Here is a 17,186-nt window from a genome sequence, read left to right on the forward strand (position 1 = left end):
AAAGCACTATCTAATAGTCACACAACGTAATTATGACGTGCAGCATAATCGTCTAAGTACAACCCTGAGTCTGTCACGCGGATGATTTTTCCCTGCTGTTATCATTTGCAGTCTGATAATAATCAAGCATATAGCCACGCTGTTAAATTACCGGAGAGCCGTTTCCGGAAGATCCGACTTTCTGTCGTATAACAACTTTCCGGAAGTGTACCACGGTCAGTGAATAAGCAAAGCGGCAATATCTGCCGCTGGGCAGCAGGTCACGATCAGGGTGCGGAATACAACATATACCCCATCATCAGCTGAGAATGACACTACATGCTGTGTTGGTGGGCCGTTGCGCGGCGGTGCGTTTCCGGAGGATCCGGAACTCACAGAAACCGGGTCACAGTGATAACCAGCAGACTTACCGTCATCAGACTGAATGCAATATTTTTATTTGAAGACGATTACTTTACATTGATACTTCATGTGCTGAGTGATATCGTTTTTCTGCACCATGTAGCGTAGTGCATAACTGGCAACTCAAACCCTCTAGGAATATCATATGAATAATGTACTGGCAGATATGCCACAGGAAGACGAAGAAACCACAGTTTACACGATCAGGGGCATCAGGAAGTCTCTGGATGAGACGATCACCGACTTGGCAACCTACTACGGAAAGCCGAAGGCCACACTGATACGCGAGTTCATTGAGAAATATTTCAGCGACCATGTCCGTAACTTTGAGCTGCACAGCCCGCTGGTGAGTACCTTCGATGCCGAAATTGCTGATTACATCAAGGCTGACATCCTCGATGATCGTTACAGCAACTTTCACATCACCCGCACCAACCACGTGTTTCTGAAGCTCCTGGGGATCGACAGCGAGGAGCAGCTGCGCACACTCCTGCTCAACAATGCGCCTTACTTGCGGATGCGCGCTGACCAGGTCTGCGCCGGAATGGTGAGAATTCCCCGTGGATTGTCCCTGACGTTCACGATGTTTGCTGAACTTGCCCGCCGTGACGGTGCGACCATCCTTGAAGCACACGATACGATATTCAACCCCTTCAAACTTGAGGAGACCAGCGAACGTTTCTACCGGCACATCAACCAGATCCGCGCCGAAATGAAACGTCCGCCGGTGTTACCGGACACCGCGATCAGCGAGTCTGGCGAAAAAGTCATCGTGACCGTCTACAGTCCGCAGGACTACGCGGCTGAAGCCTGGAAAGTTCATCTCCGCCTCAGGGACGGTGTCCGCTCACCGAAGTCCGGGTTCGCCTTTCCTGCCCTGGAAAAGCGTCTGTTCATCCCGGATCAGCCTTACCGGAAGGTGATGATCTCCGACAGTGGTGAATGGGATATGGGATTCGTGTTCCGGGAGGGGGTCTGCGAGCTGCACCTGTACTCCAATGGCATCCCGGAAGATGAAAACCCGGTTCCGCTCAAAAAGGTGGTTTCAGAACTGATCAGCAGCATCGAGAGCCACCTGTAACCCTCCGCTGCTGACCGCCCTGCCACAAAGCTCTCTTCCGGGAGCTTTTTTTACCTGTCAGTCAGTGACCAGCGAACCACATCCATAATATGCTGATAGTGATTTGCCCGGCTGGCGGCAAGCCGCAGTCCCTCTGCCCAGCATTCATCCGAGAATTTCAGCGCTTCTTCAACGGTGCGCTGCTCCGGTACCCGACTGGCCAGCCAGCGGGCCCCGACGTCCTGACGTGTTTTCTTCATTGCGTTATCCTAACGGAGTTAATGACCTCCAGATCCTGCCGTCACGACGCCGTTTTCGCACCATACCCTTTCGTGTAAAACCCCTTAACCCGCTCTGGCTGAATGTTGATCCCGGGATGACGTGCAGTCTGGCCACAACGCAGTTGCACGAAATCACCTCCTGAGTCAGCTGCGGCCCCGTTTAAGTTCACGTACACAGGGATCATAATCATCTGCATAGCCACCATAGTCATGGCTGGGCATGAAGTACCATTTTTCGCCGTCCCAGCCTGCGATCCTGGTGGTCGGTTTGGTTTTATTCAGAACAACAATACAGACGCCGGCGGGAGACCCCGGGGGAAGAAGCCGTTGCACCACACACTCACGATTGCCCACATCAATCCAGCCTTTGACGTGAATTTCAGGATGGTTCATTGTTTATCTCCATGTGATGGAATTGCTTACCGTACTGAGCAGGAACTCGACTTTAACAATGGCCTTCGCGGACACAGATTCTCCGTTGCAGTCGATACTCATCATAGCGCCGAAATCAGGCTCAAGCGCTCTTACTGACGTATAGGCGTATCGCAGTGCTGCCTCCAGCGTCCCGGATTCATGTTCAATATCAGCACTGAACCAGACAATACAAGGATGCAGCACCCTGAGATGGTAACCGATTGCGATTTGCCGGCGCTCAGGCTGGCAGGCACGCGTCGGAATTAGTGGCAGAAAGACTGCATAACATTGACCGTAAACGATGGCTTCTGGGACAGGCGGTAGAGTAAGTGCGCCCGAAAACGAGGATTTTGAATGAAAAAGAAACAAAACAAATGAAAACAGCCCATCCGGTCAGCGCGGATGACAGAATGGTTCTCACCCGGGCGCGATGTTCATGGTCAGGAAGCGATCAACATGTGATTGAGATTCCTAACCATGGACGGATCCTGTGTCCTGGCTTTATCAATCAGCATGTTCACCTGATTGGCGGCGGTAGCGAAGCGGGCCCCACGACCCGCACGCCAGAAGTCAGACTAAGCAGACTGACCGAAGCCGGGGTCACGACCGTCATTGGTTTGCTCGGCACCGACTCCGTAACCCGTCATCCGGAATCACTGCTGGCGAAAACCCGGGCGCTAAATGAAGAAGGGATCACCGCTTGGATGTTAACCGGCGCTTAACATGTTCCTTCACCGACGATCACCGGTTCTGTAGAAAAAGATGTGGCGCTGATCGATTGCGTCATTGGCGTAAAATGTGCCGTATCTGACCCCCGCTCTACCGCTCCTGGCGATTATCAACTGGCAAACATGGCAACTGAATCCCGTGTGGGTGGCCTGCTGGGCGGCAAACAGGGGGTCAGCGTATTCCATATGGGCGACAGTAAAAAGGGGCTCAAACCACTTTACGACATTCTCGAAAATAGTGATGTGCCGATGAGTAAACTGCTTCCCACCCACGTAAACCGCAATGAGGCGCTGTTCGAAGAAGCTCTGGCCTTTGCTCTCAAAGGCGGTACCATCGACATCACCAGCAGTATTCCCAATCCGGTTGCACCGGCTGAGGGCATGGTCCGCGCAGTCAAAGCAGGTATACCGCTTGCCCGGATAACGGTCAGTTCTGATGGTATTGGTAGCCAGCCGTTGTTTGATGATACCGGAAAACTCACTGGCATTGGCGTGGGGGCTTTGAGAGCTTGCTTGAAACCGTGCAATCGCTAATCAACGATTACGATTTTACCCTGACCGACGCACTGCGTCCGCTGACGACCAGTGTGGCTGCCTTTCTTAACCTTACCACTAAAGGTGAAATTGCTCCCGGTAAGGATGCCGATCTGCTGGTTATGACACCAGAATTATGTATTGAGCAGGTTTATACTCACGGCAAACAGATGGTGGTTGACGGTAAAGCCTGCGTGAAGGGTACCTTCGAGTAAGGGTAATCGGTTATCAGCCGTCAATACGGCGCTCACTTAACGCTTATGACTTCTATAATGAATACATCAGTGCTCGCCGCAGTCCGGTGACCGGGTGTAAGCCCGCGAACCGGCGAGGAAGCGCAATAACACAGAAGCGGAAGGGAGCAGTTACGCGCTGGAGTTACGGCAAGTGATCACTGATGAATCATCTGAATTGCTTTACTGCTCAGCATGTTATCCACATATACAGTCACTCGATCCAGTAATAAGATCCTTAAAGCGATCCCTGTAAGATCCAAAGAAGATCCCGACAACGCTGAAGGCCGCGTCAGCATTGAGCCAGGAGCATGATCACATAAGCTGTAGCAGGTTAATCATAAGCTGTAACTGGTATGGAATAAGCTGTATCATGTATCGGATATGCTGTAATGAGGCAGTGATATAAACTACAGTGAGTATATCCCCTGAAAATTCATCAGGGCTGTGCATAAACTGAAGCCAGTTGTCTGGCTCTTTACAGGCCATAACATGAGAACAGTGGCTGATTTTATTCTGTAACTATCCACCGATCGGAGGCGCTCTGGACAAGGACAATCTGGACATAAAAAAGCTGTTTGAAGAGGTGGATAAATCCTCCGGTGAAGTCGTAAATCTCACACCTAATGCAGCTAATACAGTGCAGCCTGTGGCACTGATGCGGCTTGGGGTGTTTGTTCCCACGCTCAAATCACTGAAAAACAGTAAAAAAAATACGCTTTCCCGTACTGATGCGACGGAAGAACTGACGCGCCTTTCTCTCGCCAGAGCCGAAGGGTTTGATAAGGTGGAGATCACCGGCCCCCGCCTGGACATGGATAATGACTTCAAGACCTGGGTAGGGGTGATCCATTCCTTTGCCCGGCATAAGGTTATCGGCGATAAAGTTGAGCTGCCGTTTGTCGAGTTCGCCAAACTCTGCGGGATCCCCTCCAGTCAGTCATCACGTAAGCTCCGGGAGCGTATCAGCCCTTCACTCAAGCGTATTGCGGGTACAGTGATCTCGTTTTCCCGCACAACGGAGAAACACACCAAAGAGTACATCACGCATCTGGTGCAGTCGGCTTACTATGATACGGAAAAAGATATCGTTCAGCTGCAGGCCGATCCACGTCTGTTTGAACTCTACCAGTTTGACCGTAAAGTCCTGCTGCAGCTCAAGGCCATCAATGCCCTGAAGCGTAGGGAGTCAGCTCAGGCTCTTTATACCTTTATAGAGAGTCTGCCGCGGGATCCGGCACCGATATCACTGGCGCGTCTGCGGGCCCGTCTGAACCTGAAATCCCCTGTATTCTCACAGAACCAGACGGTGAGGCGTGCCATGGAGCAGCTCCGGGAGATTGGCTATCTGGACTACACTGAGATCCAGCGGGGACGCACAAAACTCTTCTGCATTCACTACCGCCGTCCCAAATTAAAGCCACCTCATGATGAGAGTGCGGAGAACCCGCAGCTGCCTGCCACACCGGGTGATGTCAGTCCGGAGATGGCTGAAAAACTGAAACTTCTCGAGAAACTGGGCATCACGCTTGATGACCTGGAAAAACTCTTCAAATCCCGCTGAACATAAGCTGTAGTGAGTAATCCATCTCTGTTTACTTACTACAGCTTATATTACTGCCTCTGGTGAGTGTTCTGCTCACTGCAGCTTATATAAGCAGTGATGAGAGCTGCCCATACCGGAAGCACTGCCTTCCTGATCCACAAGCCCTTCAGAACGGCATTCCTGTTACTGCCGGAGCCCTGCGAAACCGTCGTGCCCACCATAAACCGGCATCTGCTCACTATAGCTTATGTTGCCTGCTACAGTTTATTTCACTCACTACAGCTTATCTCCGGGAAGGTTTACTCACCACAGCTTATATAAACTGTGGTGAGTGACGTTGTCACGTAAGAGGGGGGAGTGTCCGGAGGATCTGCGCGGCATCATGCCCGTCACCGGTGAACGGCACGGCCAGTGTGGCGGCCATATCCAGCGCGAATACCCGGGTATACACCTCCATGGAGCGCGGATCCTTGTGACCGGCCAGTGCCTGAATCACTTTCCGGGGCTGGCGATGATAGAGCATGTGCATGATGTAGCTGTGCCGGAAAGTATGGGGGGTCACCGGAATTGAAAAATGCACCCCGTCAGCTTCGGCCCGCTTCACGGCCTGCTTCAGCCAGTTACGCATGGTTTCATCGGTGACGGCCCACAAAGGTTCGCGCCGGCGGGGGCGGGTGGTGACCATCCAGCTCGCCATCTGCCTGACATAGCTTATATCGGTCAGCGGGACCAGGCGGACCTCATCCTTTGGCGGGCGTCCGCGTCGTGCCCGTACTTTTTCAGACAGTACCCGCACAAACGGCCGCAGCCCGTCGAGATCAAATGACTCCGGGGTCAGCGTCCGGGCTTCTCCGATACGGATGCCGGTGTTCCACATGGTGGCGAACAGCATGTGATGCCGCTGGTCGGGCATATACCAGAGGAGGGCACTGACTTCCGGCGCCAGCAGGTAGGTCGGGGTGGCGCCGGTGGAGGTGGCCATGCGTCGTAATGCCACGGCGGTCGCAAAATCAACGCCGGGGGCGATCGGCAACAACGAAACGCGTTCTGGTGAATTCTGCAGGGGAATGACGTTGTTCATCAGTTATTTTTCACGTAGCGCACGCACTGTTTATGGATACAGGTATTTTGCACCTGACCGGCCGATCCTGCCATGACAATAAATCGCAGCGCGCGGATCCTTTTATTGTCTTATCCCGCATTATTGCGGGTAAAACCAAATGCGTAAAGGATCATTTTTCAGCGTCGATCCACGCTGAAGCCAGTCATGACGCGGGCTGATGGCCGTTTTACGTTTTTTGGGAGAAATGGGGTAATGCCAGGACAGACATGATCGGACCATAATGAGAATGGAGCAGAGAAGAAGAGGATGCGCTACGTGAATTCTGACCTGTTACAACTCTCCTGTAACCCTGTCAGTTTTCACGCAGCGCAATGTAGTTGCTGACTACTGACAGTTGAGATGACGGCCGGCATCCTGTATACGGATAATAATAATTTCAGTATCAGTCTGCAGTAAATAAATCAGATGCCGTACAACAGGTAAGAAAAAATATATTTTAATTTTTCGTGCATTCAGTTGGTAGATATAAAATTGCATCACAACCATCTGAAAAAAAGAATCTGAGAGTTGTTTACACCTTTATCCAGAGTTATTATATTTTTTTTGCTTTAGCATGGCACATTTCTATGAAATGTGCGCTAATTCCCGAACTAATAACCAAAGGTAATTGCAACTATTACAGGCTAAAATATTTATTTTTCTTTTTCCAGATTAATTAAGTCAATAGCACCCTCCAGTGGTAGTGCTCTAGGGAAGGTGCGAACAAGTTCCTGATATGAGATCATCATATTCATCCGGAGCGCATCCCAGAGGGACATCATGAGCCATCAACTCACCTTCGCCGATAGTGAATTCAGCACTAAGCGCCGTCAGACCCGAAAAGAGATTTTCCTCTCCCGCATGGAGCAGATTCTGCCATGGCAGAATATGACCGCTGTCATCGAGCCGTTTTATCCCAAGGCGGGCAATGGCCGACGGCCCTATCCGCTGGAGACCATGCTGCGTATTCACTGCATGCAGCATTGGTACAACCTGAGCGACGGTGCCATGGAAGATGCCCTGTACGAAATCGCCTCCATGCGCCTGTTTGCCCGATTATCCCTGGATAGCGCCCTGCCGGATCGCACCACCATCATGAATTTCCGCCACCTGCTCGAGCAGCATCAACTGGCACGTCAATTGTTCAAGACCATCAATCGCTGGCTGGCCGAAGCAGGCGTCATGATGACCCAAGGCACTTTGGTGGATGCCACCATCATTGAGGCCCCCAGCTCTACCAAGAACAAAGAGCAGCAACGCGATCCGGAGATGCATCAGACCAAGAAAGGCAATCAGTGGCACTTTGGCATGAAGGCCCACATTGGTGTCGATGCCAAGAGTGGCCTGACCCACAGCCTAGTCACCACCGCGGCCAACGAGCATGACCTCAATCAGCTGGGTAATCTGCTTCATGGAGAGGAGCAATTTGTCTCAGCCGATGCCGGCTACCAAGGAGCGCCACAGCGCGAGGAGCTGGCCGAGGTGGATGTGGACTGGCTGATCGCCGAGCGTCCCGGCAAGGTAAAAACCTTGAAGCAGCATCCGCGCAAGAACAAAACGGCCATCAACATCGAATACATGAAAGCCAGCATCCGTGCCAGGGTGGAGCACCCGTTTCGCATCATCAAGCGGCAGTTCGGCTTCGTGAAAGCCAGATACAAAGGGCTGCTGAAAAACGATAACCAACTGGCGATGTTATTCACCCTGGCCAACCTGTTTCGGGTGGACCAAATGATACGTCAGTGGGAGAGATCTCAGTAAAAACCGGAAATAACGCCAGAAATGGTGGAAAAAATAGCCTAAATAGGCTGATTCGATGTGTTTGCGGGAAAAAAATCGGCCCAGATCCGCGAAATTTTAATCAGCGAGTCAGCTTGGGAAGAAATGACCTGCTTATTCGCACCTTCCCTAAATAAATAACTTTAATTCAATATTAAGGGGCGGATGCCGATAACACTTTAGACCGTTTTATATCTGAGGTAGTTATGTCGTTGAAAAAGTCGTCCCTTGCCATTCTGCTCGCTTTGCTGTTTTTCTTTGTTGCCAGTGCCGCAACCAATGTCTGGCTGGCCATTAAAAGCAATGATTCACTGGATAACGTGAATAAAGAGATCCAGGTGGTGTTATCCATTATCGATCCCATTAACCACAGCCGTACCCTGCGCGTGCGGGTCATGGAGTACATGAAGCAGGCGGAGAGCGGAGATACCGCCGGTCTTGCGGAGAAGCTGGACTCGGTAAAGCTGGCGCTGACCAAGGCCGATGGCGCGTTTGCCGCCTTTAATGCCGCGCCGCGTCTGGCGGATGAAGCTCCGTTAGTGAAAAATTACGACGACGCCTGGCTTGCCTACCGTAATCAGGGACTGGCACCGCTGATTGATGCGGCCTCGGCGCATGACGCGGCAAAATTTGATGCCCTGATCCCGCAGATCTCCCGTCTCGACCGCCAGTACGAAATCGTCCTCGACCAGGTGCTCTCCGTGCACCAGAAATACGCGAAACAGCTGAATGACGATGCGCGATCCCACTTTGCCTCTGGCTTAACCATTATTGCCGCCTTTGCTGCGCTGTTTGTGGTGGTGATTATCGGCGTGAGCGTACTGATGAAGCGGTTTGTCTTTGCCCCGATTAACCTGGCGCGGGCGCACTGCAGCCAGATCGCTGCCGGTCAGCTGACGGAAGCGGTGCCGCAAAAAGCGGGCTCGAACAACGAAATCGATCTGCTTATGGGCTCGATGGAGCAGATGCGTCTGGCCCTGCTGGAGACTATCTCTCAGGTGCGTGAAGCCTGCCGTACCGTCAATTACGCTTCGCAGGAAATTGCCTCCGGCAACATCGATCTGGCCTCGCGTACCGAGCAGCAGGCGTCAGCCCTGACGGAAACCGCCGCCAGCATGGAGCAGCTGAGCGCTACCGTCGCCAATAATACCGACAATGTGTATCAGGCCGGGAAGCTGGTGCAGGATGCGGTGAATAACGCCCGCACGGGGGAGGCCGTGACCCGCGAGGTGATCGAGACCATGAACACCATCGCCGCTAACTCCCAGCGTATCGAAGATATTACCAGCGTGATTAACAGCATCGCCTTCCAGACCAATATTCTGGCGTTGAACGCCGCGGTTGAAGCCGCCCGCGCCGGCACCCAGGGACGGGGATTTGCGGTGGTGGCAACGGAAGTCCGTACCCTGGCGCAGAAGAGCGCCGTGGCGGCGAAGGATATCGAAAACCTGATCGCCCAGTCGGTCTCCAGCGTGAAAAACGGTTCTCAGCTGGTGAATCGCTCGGGGGAGGTGATCCATGCCATTATCAATTCGGTCAATAAGGTGAACGCGCTGATGGAGCAGATCTCGGTGGCGTCGGAAGAGCAGAGCCGTGGCATCGGCCAGGTCGGCCAGGCGGTAACCGAGATGGACGGCGTCACCCAGCAAAACGCCGCCCTGGTGCAGGAGTCCGCGGCCGCGGCCGCCTCGCTGGAAGAGCAGGCGAAACACCTGACCCAGAGCATCGCCAGCTTCAGACTGCCGGAACCGGCATAATTCCTCCCTGTAGCCCTTAATGCCCGGCGGCGCTGCGCTTGCACGGGCCTACGTTTCTGTAGGCCGGGTAAGGCGTAGCCGCTACCCGGTAATAGGGGTCCGCTTGGAAAACGGAAAAAATCCCACGCTAAGGTGATTTATTGTTCATTGTATGGTGCTGCCTTACTTATCAGTACCCTATCGTTAAACTTTTTCTTTTCACAACAAAGATGAAATTTTGCCCGTATTGCTCCGACTCCGTTGTTCCTGTTATCTACCAATGAAGAATTAACACTAAACGAATTCGATATAACATATATGTTTTTGACTTCCTGGTTTAGAAGCGCGACACTATTCATTCAACGCAGGAGGTCACGATGTCATCAATTTCACCCCTACAACTCTTTAAAAGCCTGTCCGATGAAACCCGTCTGGGTATCGTCCTTCTCCTCAAAGAGATGGGTGAACTATGCGTATGCGATCTCTGCACGGCGCTGGAACAGTCGCAGCCTAAGATCTCCCGTCATCTGGCAATGCTACGTGAAAGCGGATTGTTGCTGGATCGCAAGAATGGGAAATGGGTTCACTACCGCTTATCTCCGCATATTCCTTCATGGGCTGCTCAGGTTATTGAGCAGGCCTGGTTAAGCCAACAGGACGACGTACAGGCTATCGCCCATAAGCTGGCATCAGCTAACTGCTCTGGTAGCGGCAAGGCTGTCTGCATCTAAAAAATTTGCCTGAACATATATGATTTTTCAAATGTGAGGTGTTCATGATGAAAACGTTAACGGTGTTTGACCCGGCTATGTGTTGCAGTACCGGCGTCTGCGGTACAGATATTGATCAGGTTCTGGTTGATTTTTCTGCGGATGTACAGTGGCTAAAACAGCGTGAAATTCAGGTTGATCGTTATAACCTGGCACAGCAACCCATGAGCTTTGTACAGAACGAAAAAGCCAAAGCATTCCTTGAGGCATCCGGGGCTGAAGGGCTTCCATTGTTGTTGCTGGACGGCGAAATGGTGATGGCGGGGCGTTATCCGAAACGTGCAGAGCTGGCCCGCTGGTTCGGAATACCGCTGGATAAAGTAGGATTAGCATCTAAAAGCTGCTGCGGTGGTAATACTTCTTGTTGCTGAAATGTCAGGAGGACATATGAAATTCTTACAGAATATCCCACCTTACCTGTTTTTTACCGGTAAAGGGGGCGTCGGTAAAACCTCTATTTCCTGTGCCACCGCTATCAGCCTGGCGGAACAAGGCAAGCGGGTTTTGCTTGTCAGCACCGATCCGGCTTCAAACGTAGGCCAGGTGTTCAGCCAGACTATTGGCAATACCATTCTGCCGGTGGCCTCTGTACCGGGTCTTTCAGCGCTGGAAATTGATCCTCAGGCCGCCGCCCAGGAATATCGGGCCAGAATCGTTGATCCTATCAAAGGCATTCTGCCGGATGATGTCGTTAACAGTATTAACGAACAGCTCTCTGGTGCATGTACCACCGAAATTGCAGCTTTTGATGAATTTACCGGTCTGTTGACTGACGCATCATTATTGACCCGCTTTGACCATATTATCTTTGATACCGCGCCAACCGGTCACACTATTCGTCTTCTCCAGTTGCCCGGTGCGTGGAGTAGCTTCATTGAGAGCAATCCTGATGGTGCTTCCTGTCTTGGCCCGATGGCAGGGCTGGAGAAACAGCGTGAGCAGTATTCACACGCCGTCCAGGCATTGTCTGATCCGGATCGTACGAGGCTGGTTTTAGTGGCTCGACTGCAAAAATCAACGCTTCAGGAAGTCGCCCGTACTCATGATGAGCTTGCGGCGATAGGTCTCAAAAATCAGTATCTGGTCATCAACGGCGTGTTACCTGAGACAGAAGCAGTCAACGATACTCTGGCGGCTGCAATATGGGGCCGGGAGCAGGAGGCGCTGGCAAGTCTTCCCGCTGGTCTGGACGCTCTCCCTACTGACACATTATTCCTTCAACCAGTGAATATGGTCGGTGTGTCTGCTTTAAGGGGACTTCTCACCTCCCAACCTGAGACGGCTTCATTTGCTGAAGTGTCCGCCCTGCAAAAACCAGCGATATCGTCGTTGTCTGCTCTGGTTGATGAGATTGCCCTTAATGAACACGGCCTGATTATGCTGATGGGTAAAGGTGGCGTGGGTAAAACAACCATGGCTGCGGCCATTGCAGTCAGACTGGCCGAAATGGGATTTGATGTGCATCTCACGACGTCAGATCCTGCTGCACACCTGAGCACAACCCTCAATGGAAGCCTCAATAACCTGCAGGTCAGCAGAATCGACCCTCATGATGAAACAGAACGTTATCGCCAGCATGTCCTTGAAACGAAAGGACGTGACCTGGATGAAGCAGGGAAACATCTGCTGGAAGAGGATTTACGCTCTCCGTGTACCGAAGAGATTGCTGTGTTCCAGGCCTTCTCACGGGTGATCCGTGAAGCGGGTAAACGGTTTGTCGTCATGGATACGGCACCGACAGGACATACATTGTTGCTGCTTGATGCTACCGGGGCATACCACCGGGAGATAGCAAAGAAAATGGGAGATAAAGGCCATTTCTCTACGCCAATGATGCAGCTTCAGGATCCGGAAAGAACAAAAGTATTACTGGTCACTCTGCCGGAAACGACCCCCGTTCTTGAGGCTGCAAATTTACAAGCCGATCTTGAACGTGCCGGGATTCATCCATGGGGCTGGATTATCAATAACAGTCTTTCCATCGCTGAAACCCGTTCACCGCTGCTTCGTCAGCGCTCGCAGCAGGAACTGCCTCAAATCGAGGCTGTAAAGAACCAGCATGCTACCCGTGTTGCACTGGTTCCTGTTCTTGCGGCAGAGCCAACCGGTATAGACAAACTCAAACAGCTCGCAGGTTAATTTTTACTATATACAGGGCAGTCATGCTGCCCTGTCAGGAGGTTTTATGTTACTGGCAGGAGCAATTTTCATCCTGACCATCGTGTTGGTTATCTGGCAGCCGAAGGGGTTAGGGATTGGCTGGAGCGCCATATTTGGCGCAATACTGGCACTCATATCTGGTGTAGTACACATTACCGACATTCTGGTGGTATGGAATATCGTCTGGAACGCCACAGCAACCTTTATTGCCGTGATTATCATCAGTTTGCTGCTGGATGAGTCTGGCTTTTTTGAATGGGCAGCATTGCATGTTTCCCGCTGGGGAAATGGCCGGGGTCGCCTGCTGTTTACTTATATCGTTCTGCTCGGTGCTGCGGTAGCAGCGCTATTTGCCAATGATGGTGCAGCTCTCATCCTGACGCCGATCGTTATTGCCATGTTGCTGGCTCTGGGATTCAGTAAAAGCGCTACGCTGGCATTTGTAATGGCTGCAGGGTTTATTGCCGATACCGCCAGCCTGCCGCTGATTGTGTCGAACCTGGTCAATATTGTTTCTGCTGACTTCTTCCATCTGGGATTCACGGAATATGCCTCCGTGATGGTGCCTGTGGATATTGCCGCCATTATTGCCACGCTGGTGATGCTGCATCTGTTTTTCCGCAAAGATATCCCACCGACCTATGATCTGAACCGACTGAAAGAACCGGCTCTTGCTATCAAAGACCCGGCGACGTTCAGAACTGGCTGGATTGTATTAATCCTTCTGCTGGTAGGTTTTTTTGTGCTTGAGCCGCTGGGTATTCCTGTCAGCGCTATTGCGGCTGTGGGTGCTGCTATCCTCTTTTTCGTGGCTAAAAAAGGTCATGCCATTAACACCGGTAAAGTCCTGCGTGGTGCACCGTGGCAGATTGTGATTTTCTCACTGGGAATGTATCTGGTTGTTTATGGGTTGCGTAATGCCGGGCTGACAGAATACCTCTCTGGCGTATTGAATTTATTTGCAGACAAAGGACTTTGGGCTGCCACATTTGGCACGGGATTCCTGACAGCATTCCTGTCATCCATCATGAACAACATGCCTACTGTATTGATTGGCGCATTGTCGATCGATGGCAGCACCGCATCGGGTGTCATCAAAGAAGCAATGATTTATGCCAATGTCATCGGTTGCGATCTGGGACCTAAAATTACGCCTATTGGTAGCCTGGCAACGCTACTCTGGCTGCATGTACTTTCACAGAAGAACATGACAATCACCTGGGGATACTATTTCCGCACCGGGATTATCATGACTCTGCCTGTGCTGTTTGTAACGCTGGCCGCGCTGGCGCTACGTCTCTCTTTCACTTTGTAATGAGATACTGATATGAGCAACATTACCATTTATCACAACCCAGCCTGCGGCACCTCTCGCAACACGCTTGAGATGATCCGTAACAGCGGTACAGAGCCGACCGTTATTCATTATCTTGAGACACCACCATCACGCGATGAACTGGTTAAACTTATTGCGGATATGGGGATCACAGTACGAGCGCTGCTGCGTAAGAATGTCGAGCCTTTTGAAGCATTAGGGCTGGCGGAAGATCGCTTTACTGACGATCAGTTAATCGACTTTATGTTACAGCATCCTATTCTGATTAACCGCCCGATTGTGGTGACGCCACTGGGGACCCGGCTGTGTCGTCCTTCAGAAGTGGTGCTGGATATTCTTCCGGATGCACAAAAACACGCGTTCACCAAAGAAGATGGTGAAAAAGTCGTTGATGATGCAGGTAAACGACTGAAATAAATCCTAAGGGGCATTTGCCCCTTTATATTTTACTTTGCCAGCCACCCTTGATGATGCTTTCCATAGCGACATTATTCTGCTTTTTATGAGTCACGTGCAAAAAGGAATGATGCCTGCACAGGGTAAGCGTGCAGCGAGAACCGTATTGACGGGGATGTGTTATTCAGTTGGCAGTGCTACGCGCCAGGGGAGTAGTTCGCTGACCCGGTTTATCGGCCAGTCAGCTATAACATCAAGCACATGGCGAAGGTAGCTTTCTGGCTCCACTCCGTTCAGTTTGCATGTCCCGATCAGGCTGTACAGCAGCGCTCCCCGCTCCCTCCATGATCCGAACCGAAGAACAGGTAGTTTTTGCGGCCCAGGCTGACCATCCGTAGCGCATTCTCAGCTATGTTGTTATCTGCCTCGGCCCAGCCGTCGTCAGTATAGTAAGCCAGCGCCGGCCACTGGTTCAGTACGTACGTGAACGCTTTCGCCAGTTCTGAGTGTCGCGACAGCGTTTTCACCTTTTCACGCAGCCAGCTTTCCAGGGATTTCAGCCGCGGTTTAGCTTTTTGCTGACGTTCTGCAAGGCGTCGCTTCGCCGGCATCCCCCTTATTTCCGCCTCGATGGCATATAACTCACCGATCCGTTTCAGGGCTTCCTCCGTCAGCGCTGACGGGGTGCGAACGTGCACATCGTGGATCTTGCGGCGGGCATGAGCCCAGCAGGCAGCTTCCGTTATCTGTCCATTGCGGTACAGTTCGTTGAACCCGGCGTACGCATCCGCCTGCAGAACACCGCTGAAGCCAGCGAGATGGCTCTGCGGGTGGATACCTTTTCTGTCCGGGCTGTAAGCGAACCACACTGCCGGCGCCAGCTCTGACCCGGCGTTACGGTCGTCACGAACGTACGTCCACAACCGCCCGGTCTTCGTTTTCTTATTACCTGGCAACAGCACCGGGACAGGCGTGTCATCAGCATGGAGCTTACCGTCAGTCAGCACATAGTCCTGAAGCGCCCCTTCCAGCGGTGACAGTAGCCGGCAACACGCATCCACCCAGCCCGACAGCAGTGAGCGGCTCAGCTCCACACCCTGGCGGCCGTATATTTCAGACTGGCGGTACAGCGGGGTGTGCTCTGCATACTTTGAACTCAGCACGCGGGCCAGCAGCCCCGGTCCTGCGATACCCCGCTCGATGGGCCGTGAAGGCGCGGGGGCCTGCACGATGGCATCGCACTGAGTACAGGCATGCTTTTCACGTACTGTCCGGATAACCCGGAAGGCGCTGCGCATCAGCTCCAGCTGTTCGGCGGCATCTTCACCCAGGTAACTCAGCGCACCACCACATTCCGGGCAGCATGACGCTGCCGGCAGCAGCCGTTTTTCGTCACGGGGAAGTGATTCAGGGAACGGTTTGCGGGTACGGGTCTGCCGCAGCGGGCGCTGCACGGCCGGGTCATCCACCCGGCCGGTAAGGGTATCGCTTTCTTTCTGCAACTGCTTAAGGTCGGCTTCCATCTTCGCGATACGGCGGGAGACTTTTTCGGAGCGGCTGCCGAAGTTCATCCGGCGCAGCTTATCCAGTTGCGCCTGCAGGTGATCTATTTCGCGTTCACGCTCGTTCAGCTTTTCCAGAAGGGCACGGTTCAGCGCCTCCTGTTCGGCAAGGAGACGTTTCAGTTCATCGATATCGTCAGGAAGTAAGCTGTTCATACCGGGTATATTACCAGGCTCATTCAGCGTCGACCAGGATAAAGAGGCCTACAACATAGTCAGTGACGTAAGCAGTCTTTTAGGCTGCCGCCAGTCGATACCTTCAAGGAGCATCGCCAGCTGTGCCGGTGTGAGGAACACTTTGCCATCCCGGGCTGACGGCCAGGCGAAGCGGCCGCGCTCCAGCCGTTTGGTCAGCAGACACAGTCCATCGCCGGTAGACCAGAGGAGCTTTACCTGACTGCCATTACGCCCACGGAAGATAAAAACGTGACCTGACATCGGATCGTCTTTCAGCATCGTCTGCACCTTTGCCGCCAGGCCGTTGAAGCCGTTTCTCATATCGGTGATGCCAGCGACCAGCCAGATCTTTGTCCCTGATGGTAATGGGATCAACGTTTGAGCTCCCGTATCAGCAGGTTCAGGATATTTTCGCTGATGGCACCATTCAGACGGAGTGATCCGTGCCGGAACGTCACTTCACAGCTGATATTGAGTGATTCAGGTGCCGCAGCAGCTACAGGTTGTGACCGGGGGGAGGTTGCAGGGACAACATCTTCGGCATCAAGTGTTATCGGGAGCAGCTCAGGCACGTTGTTTTCTGTTGTTGAAGGAGGACGTAGTTTTCCTTCGCGCCAATACTGGCGCCACTTGAACAGCAAATTATCGTTGATCCCATGCTCACGAGCGAGTTGCGCTACGGAGATCTCTGGTCGATGCGAGAGTTCAACCATTTTGATTTTGAACTCAACGGGATAATTAGGGCTTTTTTTACGCACTGCGGTTAATGATTTCATGGATAGCGTCCACCATATTTGGTGTCCATTATCCTCTCAGGAATTTCAGGATCTGCCAGACGGTGCTGAGACGACGCTTACAGTTATCTGGCGTTACGTGACAGTGTTGGTCAGATACTTCCACCTCTTCAGAGTTAAAGTTTGATATATGGGAAAAAAACGCTCCCGGACGGGAGCGTAAGCCAGTGACTTCG

At 52.4% G+C, this 17,186-nt stretch carries 14 protein-coding genes and 2 pseudogenes; 10 read left to right on the forward strand and 6 right to left on the reverse strand.

Annotated elements, in window-relative coordinates; genetic code table 11:
- Nucleotides 1–547 precede the first annotated feature (547 nt).
- Complete coding sequence (locus QNN86_RS20955) at nucleotides 548–1,483, forward strand: hypothetical protein (protein ID WP_045282349.1); 936 nt, start codon at nucleotides 548–550, stop codon at nucleotides 1,481–1,483.
- A 50-nt stretch (nucleotides 1,484–1,533) separates the two neighbouring features.
- On the opposite strand, the gene QNN86_RS20960 is transcribed toward QNN86_RS20955, so the two are convergent.
- Both QNN86_RS20960 and QNN86_RS20965 read right to left on the reverse strand, forming a co-directional pair.
- Complete coding sequence (locus tag QNN86_RS20960) at nucleotides 1,534–1,722, reverse strand: hypothetical protein (RefSeq protein WP_045282348.1); 189 nt, start codon at nucleotides 1,720–1,722, stop codon at nucleotides 1,534–1,536.
- Nucleotides 1,723–1,887: 165 nt separating this feature from the next.
- On the reverse strand, nucleotides 1,888–2,136 hold the full coding sequence (locus tag QNN86_RS20965; RefSeq protein WP_045282347.1) for a hypothetical protein: 249 nt from the start codon (nucleotides 2,134–2,136) through the stop codon (nucleotides 1,888–1,890).
- A gap of 500 nt (nucleotides 2,137–2,636) precedes the next feature.
- Between QNN86_RS20965 and iadA the strand changes: the two are divergent.
- A pseudogene (gene iadA, locus QNN86_RS20970) lies at nucleotides 2,637–3,634 on the forward strand (beta-aspartyl-peptidase); the annotation flags it as partial.
- 592 nt (nucleotides 3,635–4,226) lie between these two features.
- Nucleotides 4,227–5,216 carry a RepB family plasmid replication initiator protein gene (locus tag QNN86_RS20975; RefSeq protein WP_131619246.1) on the forward strand — a complete coding sequence of 330 codons (990 nt, stop codon included), beginning with the start codon at nucleotides 4,227–4,229 and terminating at the stop codon, nucleotides 5,214–5,216.
- Between the two features lie 322 nt (nucleotides 5,217–5,538).
- Here the strand turns inward: QNN86_RS20975 and QNN86_RS20980 are convergent, their stop codons facing one another.
- Nucleotides 5,539–6,279, reverse strand: coding sequence for a tyrosine-type recombinase/integrase (locus tag QNN86_RS20980; RefSeq protein ID WP_045282345.1), 741 nt, complete (start codon nucleotides 6,277–6,279; stop codon nucleotides 5,539–5,541).
- 801 nt (nucleotides 6,280–7,080) lie between these two features.
- On the opposite strand from QNN86_RS20980, the gene QNN86_RS20985 reads away from it, so the two are divergent.
- The 7 genes from QNN86_RS20985 (at nucleotide 7,081) to arsC (ending at nucleotide 14,498) form a co-directional block, all read left to right on the forward strand.
- On the forward strand, nucleotides 7,081–8,061 hold the full coding sequence (locus tag QNN86_RS20985; protein ID WP_000019445.1) for an IS5-like element ISKpn26 family transposase: 981 nt from the start codon (nucleotides 7,081–7,083) through the stop codon (nucleotides 8,059–8,061).
- 224 nt (nucleotides 8,062–8,285) lie between these two features.
- Entirely contained in the window at nucleotides 8,286–9,836 is a 1,551-nt protein-coding gene (locus QNN86_RS20990) for a methyl-accepting chemotaxis protein (protein ID WP_049041500.1), read from the forward strand.
- 356 nt (nucleotides 9,837–10,192) lie between these two features.
- A complete protein-coding gene (gene arsR / locus QNN86_RS20995; RefSeq protein ID WP_025376942.1) occupies nucleotides 10,193–10,546 on the forward strand; it encodes an As(III)-sensing metalloregulatory transcriptional repressor ArsR in 354 nt (117 codons plus the stop codon).
- A gap of 47 nt (nucleotides 10,547–10,593) precedes the next feature.
- The gene (arsD, locus tag QNN86_RS21000) at nucleotides 10,594–10,956 is read left to right on the forward strand and encodes an arsenite efflux transporter metallochaperone ArsD (RefSeq protein WP_049015829.1); all 363 of its coding nucleotides are present in this window, start codon (nucleotides 10,594–10,596) and stop codon (nucleotides 10,954–10,956) included.
- A gap of 16 nt (nucleotides 10,957–10,972) precedes the next feature.
- On the forward strand, nucleotides 10,973–12,724 hold the full coding sequence (arsA, locus tag QNN86_RS21005; RefSeq protein WP_031591994.1) for an arsenical pump-driving ATPase: 1,752 nt from the start codon (nucleotides 10,973–10,975) through the stop codon (nucleotides 12,722–12,724).
- Nucleotides 12,725–12,770: 46 nt separating this feature from the next.
- Nucleotides 12,771–14,060 carry an arsenic transporter gene (locus QNN86_RS21010; protein WP_031591992.1) on the forward strand — a complete coding sequence of 430 codons (1,290 nt, stop codon included), beginning with the start codon at nucleotides 12,771–12,773 and terminating at the stop codon, nucleotides 14,058–14,060.
- A 12-nt stretch (nucleotides 14,061–14,072) separates the two neighbouring features.
- A complete protein-coding gene (arsC, locus tag QNN86_RS21015; protein ID WP_031591991.1) occupies nucleotides 14,073–14,498 on the forward strand; it encodes a glutaredoxin-dependent arsenate reductase in 426 nt (141 codons plus the stop codon).
- Nucleotides 14,499–14,657: 159 nt separating this feature from the next.
- Here the strand turns inward: arsC and QNN86_RS21020 are convergent.
- The 3 genes and pseudogenes from QNN86_RS21020 to tnpA form a co-directional block, all read right to left on the reverse strand.
- Nucleotides 14,658–16,195, reverse strand: a pseudogene (locus tag QNN86_RS21020) (IS66-like element ISKpn24 family transposase).
- 48 nt (nucleotides 16,196–16,243) lie between these two features.
- On the reverse strand, nucleotides 16,244–16,591 hold the full coding sequence (gene tnpB / locus QNN86_RS21025) for an IS66 family insertion sequence element accessory protein TnpB (protein WP_021563201.1): 348 nt from the start codon (nucleotides 16,589–16,591) through the stop codon (nucleotides 16,244–16,246).
- The gene (gene tnpA, locus QNN86_RS21030) at nucleotides 16,588–16,992 is read right to left on the reverse strand and encodes an IS66-like element accessory protein TnpA (protein ID WP_003031976.1); all 405 of its coding nucleotides are present in this window, start codon (nucleotides 16,990–16,992) and stop codon (nucleotides 16,588–16,590) included. The genes tnpB and tnpA overlap by 4 nt, the downstream gene beginning before the upstream one ends.
- Between the last annotated feature and the right edge of the window lie 194 nt (nucleotides 16,993–17,186).

It is taken from the genome of Citrobacter sp. C348 (assembly GCF_047467975.1).
GTDB classification, from domain to species: domain Bacteria; phylum Pseudomonadota; class Gammaproteobacteria; order Enterobacterales; family Enterobacteriaceae; genus Citrobacter; species Citrobacter gillenii.